Annotated in this window: 7 protein-coding genes; 5 read left to right on the plus strand and 2 right to left on the minus strand. The window is 69.8% G+C overall.

Annotated features, from left to right (window positions below; all coding sequences use genetic code 11):
- Window positions 1-11 precede the first annotated feature (11 nt).
- Window positions 12-962 (plus strand): glucokinase, encoded by a 951-nt coding sequence (locus tag GRF61_RS16010; protein ID WP_169151632.1) that lies wholly within the window; start codon window positions 12-14, stop codon window positions 960-962.
- On the plus strand, window positions 955-2757 hold the full coding sequence (locus GRF61_RS16015) for an ABC transporter ATP-binding protein/permease (RefSeq protein ID WP_211166014.1): 1803 nt from the start codon (window positions 955-957) through the stop codon (window positions 2755-2757). Before GRF61_RS16010 ends, GRF61_RS16015 begins: the two co-directional genes overlap by 8 nt.
- On the opposite strand, the gene GRF61_RS16020 is transcribed toward GRF61_RS16015, so the two are convergent.
- Complete coding sequence (locus GRF61_RS16020; protein ID WP_169151634.1) at window positions 2743-3849, minus strand: glycoside hydrolase family 5 protein; 1107 nt, start codon at window positions 3847-3849, stop codon at window positions 2743-2745. The genes GRF61_RS16015 and GRF61_RS16020 overlap by 15 nt on opposite strands.
- Window positions 3850-3972: 123 nt before the next feature.
- Here GRF61_RS16020 and GRF61_RS16025 point away from each other — a divergent pair, with 123 nt between their 5' ends.
- The gene (locus tag GRF61_RS16025; protein ID WP_211166015.1) at window positions 3973-5688 is read left to right on the plus strand and encodes an alpha-glucosidase; all 1716 of its coding nucleotides are present in this window, start codon (window positions 3973-3975) and stop codon (window positions 5686-5688) included.
- A gap of 140 nt (window positions 5689-5828) precedes the next feature.
- Window positions 5829-6161: a zinc ribbon domain-containing protein YjdM gene (locus tag GRF61_RS16030; RefSeq protein ID WP_133595169.1), complete on the plus strand. Its 333-nt coding sequence runs from the start codon at window positions 5829-5831 to the stop codon at window positions 6159-6161.
- Between the two features lie 183 nt (window positions 6162-6344).
- Here GRF61_RS16030 and GRF61_RS16035 read toward each other — a convergent pair whose 3' ends face one another.
- Window positions 6345-6842 (minus strand): YgjP-like metallopeptidase domain-containing protein, encoded by a 498-nt coding sequence (locus GRF61_RS16035; protein ID WP_169151635.1) that lies wholly within the window; start codon window positions 6840-6842, stop codon window positions 6345-6347.
- A 439-nt stretch (window positions 6843-7281) separates the two neighbouring features.
- Here GRF61_RS16035 and cutA point away from each other — a divergent pair, with 439 nt between their 5' ends.
- Window positions 7282-7614 carry a divalent-cation tolerance protein CutA gene (cutA, locus tag GRF61_RS16040; RefSeq protein WP_169151636.1) on the plus strand — a complete coding sequence of 111 codons (333 nt, stop codon included), beginning with the start codon at window positions 7282-7284 and terminating at the stop codon, window positions 7612-7614.
- The last annotated feature ends 79 nt before the right edge of the window (window positions 7615-7693 follow it).

The following is a 7693-nucleotide window of genomic DNA, read 5'->3' on the forward strand; positions in this document are numbered from 1 at the left end:
TTGGGAAGGCGATGGAGATACTGGCGGCGGACATCGGCGGCTCGCGTGCGCGACTGCTGATCGGCGATTACCGCGACGGCCGCTGGACAGAACGGCGGCGAACGATCTACCCCAGCGGCGATTTCGCCGACCTGGACAGCCTGCTGCTCGCCTTCCTGCAGCCGGGCGACGCGCCCCAGGCAGCCTGCCTCGCCCTCGCCGGCCCGCTGGAAAACGGCCGGCTGCGGATGACCAACCTGCCGTGGACGGTGGATGCCGCCGACCTCACCGCCCGGTTCAAGCTGCGCCGGCTGCGCCTGATCAACGACTTCGCCGCCCAGGCGCTGGGCCTGCCCGACCTGCCGGGGAGCAGCCTGTGCACGCTGCAGGCCGGCCGCCCGCAGGCGGACGCGCCGCGCCTGCTGATAGGCGCCGGCACCGGCCTGGGCGTGGCCCAACTGGTGGGCGGCAGCGCGCTGCAGAGCGAAGGCGGCCACGCCGGCTTCGCTCCCGCCGACGCCGAGCAGGACGCCTTGCTGCAACACCTGCGCGCCAGCGGCGAGGATTGCAGCCTGGAAACCCTGCTATCCGGCCGCGGCCTGGCGCGGCTCCACCGCTACGCCGGCGGCAACCCGGCGCTGGACGCCCCCGCCATCGGCAGCGCCGCGCTGGCGGGCGAGCCGGCCGCCGCCGCCGCGGCAGCGCTGTTCGCCCGCATCTATGCCGCCACCGCCGGCAACCTGGCGCTCACCACCCTGGCCCACGGCGGCGTCTACCTGTGCGGCGGCATCGCCCCGCGCCTGCTGCCCTTCCTGCAGGCGCCGGCGGTGCTGCAGGCCTTCTGCGACAAGCCGCCGATGCAGGCGCTGCTGCGGGAGATTCCGCTACATGTGGTGATCGACGACTTGCTCGGCCTCTACGGCGCCGCCCGCGGCGCGGCCCTGCTCGCCGCCGAATGCCTGGCCGGGGATGCCCATGGCTGAGGCCGGCAAGGGGAAAGCCGCCCGCCCCCCGCGCGCACCCTGGCGCTTCCTGCGCCTCACCGCCGGCTACTGGAATGGCCCGCGACGCTGGCCGGTGCGCGGCGCCATCCTGCTGCTGGTGCTGCTCACGCTGGCGCAGGTGGCGCTGGCGATCTGGATCAGCTACTGGAACCGGGATCTGTTCGACGCGCTGGAGAACCGCACCGGCAGCGCGCTGTGGCGGCTGGCGGGCAGCTTCGGCCTCATCTTCCTGCTCACGGTGGCGGTCACCGCGCTGCACCTGGAGGTGAAGCGCTGGCTGCAGCTGGACTGGCGGCGCTGGCTCACCGAGCTGCTGGTGGGCCAGTGGATGGACCACGCCCGCCACTACCGCCTGCAGTTCGCCCCCGGCGACCACGACAACCCGGACGCCCGCATCGCCGAGGATGTGCGCATCGCCACCGAATCCGCGGTGGGCCTGTTCCACTCCCTGCTCTATTCGGTGCTCATCCTCGGCAGCTTCGTGGACATCCTGCTGGCCGTCTCCGGCAGCCTGCAGCTGCCCGGCACCGAGGTGAGCATCCCCAGCTACATGGTGCTGGCCGCCTTCCTCTATGCCGGCGCCGGCGCGCTGCTGGGGCTGGTGCTGGGGCGGCCGCTGGTGCGCAGCACCAACCGCCTGCAGAGCGTGGAGGCCAACCTGCGCTACGGCCTCGCCCGCGCCCGCGAGCATGCGGAATCGGTAGTGCTGATGCACGGTGAGGCGCACGAGCGGGAGAACGCCGCCCGCCTGTTCGCCGACGTCGGCCGCGGCTGGAACCGGCAGACGCTGGCCTACCTCGGCATCGTCTCCTTCTCCACCGGCTACGGCACCCTGCTGCCGGTGCTGCCCATCCTGATCGCGGCGCCGCAGTACATCGCCGGCACCATGACGCTGGGCCTGCTGATGCAGGCGGCGCAGGCCTTCCAGCGCCTGAGTTCGGCGCTGTCCTGGCCGATAGACAACCTGGGCGAACTGGCGCGCTGCCGCGCTTCGGTGGACCGCATCGTGTCGCTGCACGAGGACATGCAGGCGATGGCGCGGCACGACCGCGGCGAGGAATGCAGCGAGGAAGTCTGCCTCTACCACGCCGCGCATGCCGACCTGGACATCCGCCAGCTGCGCCTCCTCGCCCCCACCGGGCAGTTGCTGCTGGAGGGGCTGGACCTGCATGTGCGGCGCGGCGAACGGGTGCTGATCACCGGCGATCCGGCGGTCACCATCGCGCTGTTCAAGGCGGTGGCCGGGCTGTGGCCTTGGGGCGGCGGCGAGATCGTGCTGCCGCGCGACCAGGACATGATGTTCGTGCCGCAGCGCCCCTACCTGCCCGCCGGCAGCCTGCGCGCGCTGCTCGCCTATCCGCAGGACGCCACGCGCTACGACGACGCCGGCCTGCTGCGGGCGCTGGAATGCGCCGGCATCGCCTGGCTGGCGCCGCGGCTGGACGACAGCGACGACTGGACCCACGCCCTGCCACTGCGCGCCCAGCAGCGCCTGGGCATCGCCCGGGTGTTCCTGCAGCAGCCGGCCTGGATCTTCATCGAGGAGGCCACCGACGCCTTCGAACTGAAGGAGGAGCAATCCACCATGGAGATGCTGCACCACGAACTGCCGGACGCCACGCTGCTGCACATCTGCCTGCATAACGGCCTGGAGCATTTCTACGACCGCCGGCTGGACCTCCAGCGCCAGGGCGACCGCCGCGCCCATCCGCGGCACGAGGGCGCGGCGGACACCGCCACGCCCACGCCTGCCGCCACGCTACCTGAAGCTTGAAGGCAGCCAGCCGCGCGCCACGCAGTCGCGGAAACTCCAGGCCGGCGTGGTCTCGGTCTTGTAGCTCCAGAAGAACCAGCCCAGGTACTTCTCGAAGCTCAGCAACTGGGCGGCGGCGTAGCCACGGTTGGCGACGTGCTGCTGGAAGTCGTCCATGTGCTCCAGCGCATGGTTGTACGGCCCTTCCGCCCACAGCGAGACCACCTTCAGGTCCAGCCCCAGGCTCCACTCGCCGCAGATCGCCGGCAGGCCCAGCTCGGCGTTGATCGCATCCGCCTCGCCGCGCCAGTCGCCGGCGGCCTTGTGCAGGTGGGCATAGATGTCGCTGTCGATGTCGGCGCGGTCGAAGCACTGGTAGCGGTGCAGGTCGAACACCACGTTGCGGAATTCCGGCGCCTGCATGAAGCCGAGGTATTCGCGGTAGGAGCGGAAACCATCGTGGAACACCACCGCCACCTTCTCCGCCGGGCAGTGGCGGCGGATGCGCTCGTAGGCGGCGAGGTTGTAGGCCTTGAGGTAGTCGGTGGGGATGTCCCAGCGCGGCTCGTTGAGCACCTCGATGGCGGCCAGCGCCGGCGCCGCGCGGTAGCGCCCGGCCAGGCGCTCCAGCACCGCCAGCGCGTGCTCCCGGTACTCCGCCCGGGTGTGCCATTCGCACACGTCCTTGATGCCGCCATTGTCGAAGCCGTTCTGGCAGCCGGGCGCGGCGTGCAGATCCAGCATCACTTTCAGCCCGAACTCGGCGGCCCAGTCCATCGCCCGGTCCAGCACCTCGATGCCGCCGGTGACGAAGGGGTGGCGCGCCTTGCCGTAGCTGGGGTGGTAGGGATAATCCGGGCCGAAGATCCAGTGGCCCACCGGGATGCGCACCGCGTTGAGGCCGCGCTCGGCGATCCAGGCGAAATCCTCGCGGGTGACGAAGCTGTTCCAGTGCCGGCGCAGGCGCTCCGGCGCGGCGGCGCCCAGTTCGGCGCACCAGGTGGTTTCATCGGTGGCGGCGGTGCCTTCGAACACGCTGGGCACCATCCATTTTTCCAGCAGCAGCCAACTGCCGAGATTCACGCCGCGCAGCTTGTTCACTTGGGTTTCCATGGTTTTTCTCCTTGTCGGCCCCGTGCTGACAGCATACGCCTTTCGTCACATGCCGGCGGCGGCAGGCCGCCACGCCAGCGTCTAGAATCCGGCGGGTACCCGGTCCGGGCATGGGAGGAGAGGATGACGGCACCCTGGTGGAAGGACGCGGTGATCTATCAGATCTACCCGCGCAGCTTCATGGACAGCAACGGCGACGGCATCGGTGATCTGCCCGGCATCTTCGCCCGCCTGGACTACCTGCAGTGGCTGGGCGTGAACGCGCTGTGGCTGTGCCCCATCTTCACCTCGCCCAACGACGACAACGGCTACGACGTCTCCGACTACCAGGGGATCATGGCCGAGTTCGGCTCCATGGAAGACTTCGACCGCCTGCTGGACGAAGTGCATCGCCGCGGCATGCGGCTGATCCTGGACCTGGTGCTCAACCACACCAGCGACGAACACCCGTGGTTCAAGGCCTCGCGCAGTTCGCGCGACGACCCCAAGCGCGACTGGTACATCTGGCGCGACGGCCGCGGGGGGCCGGGCAGCAGCCCGCGGCTGGGCGTCAACGGCGGGCCGGATGGCGGTCCGCCGAACAACTGGGAGAGCATCTTCAAGGGCCCCGCCTGGCAATACGACGCCGCCACCGGCCAGTACTTCCTCCACCTGTTCTCCCCCCGCCAGCCCGATCTCAACTGGGAAAACCCGGCGGTACGCAAAGCGATGGCGGCCACCGCGCGGTGGTGGCTGGACAAGGGCGTGGATGGCTTCCGCATCGACGCCATCACCCACCTGAAGAAAACGCCCGGCCTGCCGGACGCGCCCAACCCGGACGGCCTGCCCTTCGCCTGGGCCTATCCGCATCACCGCAACGTGCCCGGCGTGCTGGACTTCGTCGAGGAACTGGCCGCCGACGCCTTCCGCGACTACGACGCCGCCACCATAGGCGAGGCCAACGGCGTGGCCGCCGACCAGGCGGAGGCCTGGGTGAGCAGCCAGCGCCTGTCCATGATCCTGCAGTTCGAGCACTCTCACCTGTGGTCCAGCCAGCCCCACGCCGGGCTGGACCTGCCGGGCCTGCGCCGCATCCTCGGCCGCTGGCAGCACGCCCTCCACGGCCGCGGCTGGAACGCGCTGTTCATCGAGAACCACGACCTGCCGCGGGTGCTGTCGCGCTGGGGCGATGCGCAGCACCATCGTCGCGAGAGCGCCACCGCGCTGGCCACCATGTACTTCCTGATGGAGGGCACGCCCTTCATCTACCAGGGCCAGGAGCTGGGCATGGCCAACACCCGCTTCGACACCCTGGACGACTTCGTGGACGTCTACGCGCGCAACCGCATCCGCCGCATGCGCGATGCCGGCCAGGGCGACGACGCCATCCTCAGGGAACTGGCGCTCACCTCGCGCGACAACGCACGCACGCCCATGCCCTGGGACGCCGGCGCCAACGCCGGCTTCAGCAGCGGCACGCCGTGGCTGCGGCCCAACCCGGAGTACCGCGAGATCAACGTCGCCGGCGAGCGCGCGGACCCCGCCTCGGTGCTCAACTACTACCGCCGCCTGATCGCCCTGCGCGCCGCCGAGCCGGCCCTGCGCCACGGCCGCTACGGTGCGCTGCTGGAACGCAACCCGCAGATCTACGCCTACACCCGGCGCCAGGGCGGCAGCGGTTTCCTGGTGTTGTGCAACCTCAGTGGCCAGCCGGCGCACTACCAGCATCGCGGCCTGCGCCTGCGCCACGAGGCCCTGGCGATGGCCAACCGCGAAGTGGCGCCGCATCCGCCCGGCATCGCCTGCCTGCTGGCGCCCTACGAGGCGCGGGTGTACCGGGTGGATTTCGGTGCCGAATGACCCTGCCGGCGGTGTGACTGCGGGTTCCGCGCCAACCATAGACAGAGCGTTCCGCCCCGCTGGCCTAGAATCCGCCCCCACCGGTGCCGCCCGCGGCGCCGGTTTTCTTTTTCCGCTGCTTCTCGCTACAGACCCACGCCATGACCGCCATTCCGCCCTGCCCCCTGTGCTCGCTCGAAAACACCTACCCCGACGGCGACAACTACATCTGCGCCGACTGCGGCCATGAATGGTCGCCGACCGCCGCGGCCGAGGAGGAAAGCACCGTGGTGCGCGACGCCAACGGCAACCCGCTGGCCGACGGCGACGCAGTGGTGCTGATCAAGGACCTGAAGGTGAAGGGTTCCTCCATCACCCTGAAGATGGGCACCAAGGTGAAGAGCATCCGCCTGGTGGATGGCGACCACGAGGTCGACTGCAAGATGGACGGCGGCAACTTCATGCTCAAGGCCTGCTACCTGCGCAAGGCCTGAAGGCCGCGGCGCGCGCGCCAGCCCCCGTCCCCCTGGCCCGGCCGGGAAGGCCGGCGCTCGTTCCAGCCGGAGTCCCCGGGCTTCGACCGCGCGGGCTTGTCGAAACCGTTCCGGCACCGCGCCCTTCGTCCGCCCCAGGGCGAACGGCATCGCCCGCCGGCCTGCCGCCGGATAGTGATGGCGCTAAACCGCCGGCAACTCCCGCGCCGTCAGCCACACCCGCATGTCGAACTCCAGCTGATGGTAGGCCGGCTCCATGTGGCAGCACAGCTGGTAGAAGGCCTTGTCGTGGTCCTTCTCCTTCAGGTGCGCCAGCTCATGCACCACCACCATGCGCAACCCCTGCGGCGGCGCCTCCCTGAACAGGGTGGCGATGCGGATCTCGTTGCGCCGCTTCAACTTTGCCCCCTGCACCCGGCTGACGAAGGCGTTGCTGCCCAGCGTGCCCCGCACCGGGTGCATTGCCGCGTCGTAGCACACCTTGGAGAGCGGCGAAGTGTTGCGCAGATAGCGCTGGCGCAACTCGTTCACATAGTCGTAGAGGGCGCGGTCGGTCTGCATCGCATGGCGTTCCGGATAGCGGGAGGCAATCCATTTCGCCAGCTCGCCACGCGCGATCAACCCGCGAACGCGGTCCAGCAGTTCGGCGGGATAGCCGGCGAGGTAAGGCAGATCATTCATCGGACAGGCAGGAAGAACGCCGGACGTAAAAGCGGCGGGACGCAACTCTAGCCCAGCTCGGCGGTAGCGGGGAGGACCAAGACCGGGAAGACCCCGGAACCGCTGCCGCTCGCCCGAGCACATGGTTGGCTTCCCTCTCCCCTGCAGGGCGTATGCGGGAAAAAGCGAAGCATCGCTTCGCCTGCCGGAGCGTCCTGGGGCCGGCAGGCCACGAGACCGGGACGCGAAGCGGGGCAGGGAGAAGGGGAGCCCCCGCGGGATTCAAACACGGTCGCCCCTTTGGGGCCCTCTGCCCGGCGCTCTCCCGCGAGCGGAGGAGAGGGAGAGGCTCCTCCGCGGCACGACCAGGCTGTCGCCATCCCTGCTTTGTTGACCAAAGCCGCTGCACCCCGGCCCACCCTCTGCAACAATGGCGGCTTCGCCCGCGTGGGAGACATTCATGTCCGACGTCCTGCTGGTCCTCACCAACCTGCCCGATACCGAACATGCCGCCAAGCTGGCCGCCAGCCTGGTGGAGGAACGCCTGGCCGCATGCGTGAACATCCTGGCGCCGTGCACCTCGGTGTACCGCTGGCAGGAGACGATACAGACCGGCAGCGAGGTTCCGCTGTTGATCAAGACCACCGTGGAACGCTATCCGGCGCTGGAGACCGCCATCCGCGCCCGCCACCCCTACGAACTTCCTGAGGTGATCGCGGTCCCTGTGGATCACGGGCTGCCGGAGTACCTGCAGTGGGTGGGCGCGGAAACCACGCCTGTCGCGCCCAACTGAAGGCGCCGGCACACGCCGCCGCTTCGGCTCCACCAAGCCCTTCGCCCATCCGACAAAGCCCCCGACGACGCTCCTGATT

This window comes from Azoarcus sp. TTM-91 (assembly GCF_012911025.1).
Classification (GTDB): Bacteria; Pseudomonadota; Gammaproteobacteria; order Burkholderiales; family Rhodocyclaceae; genus Azoarcus.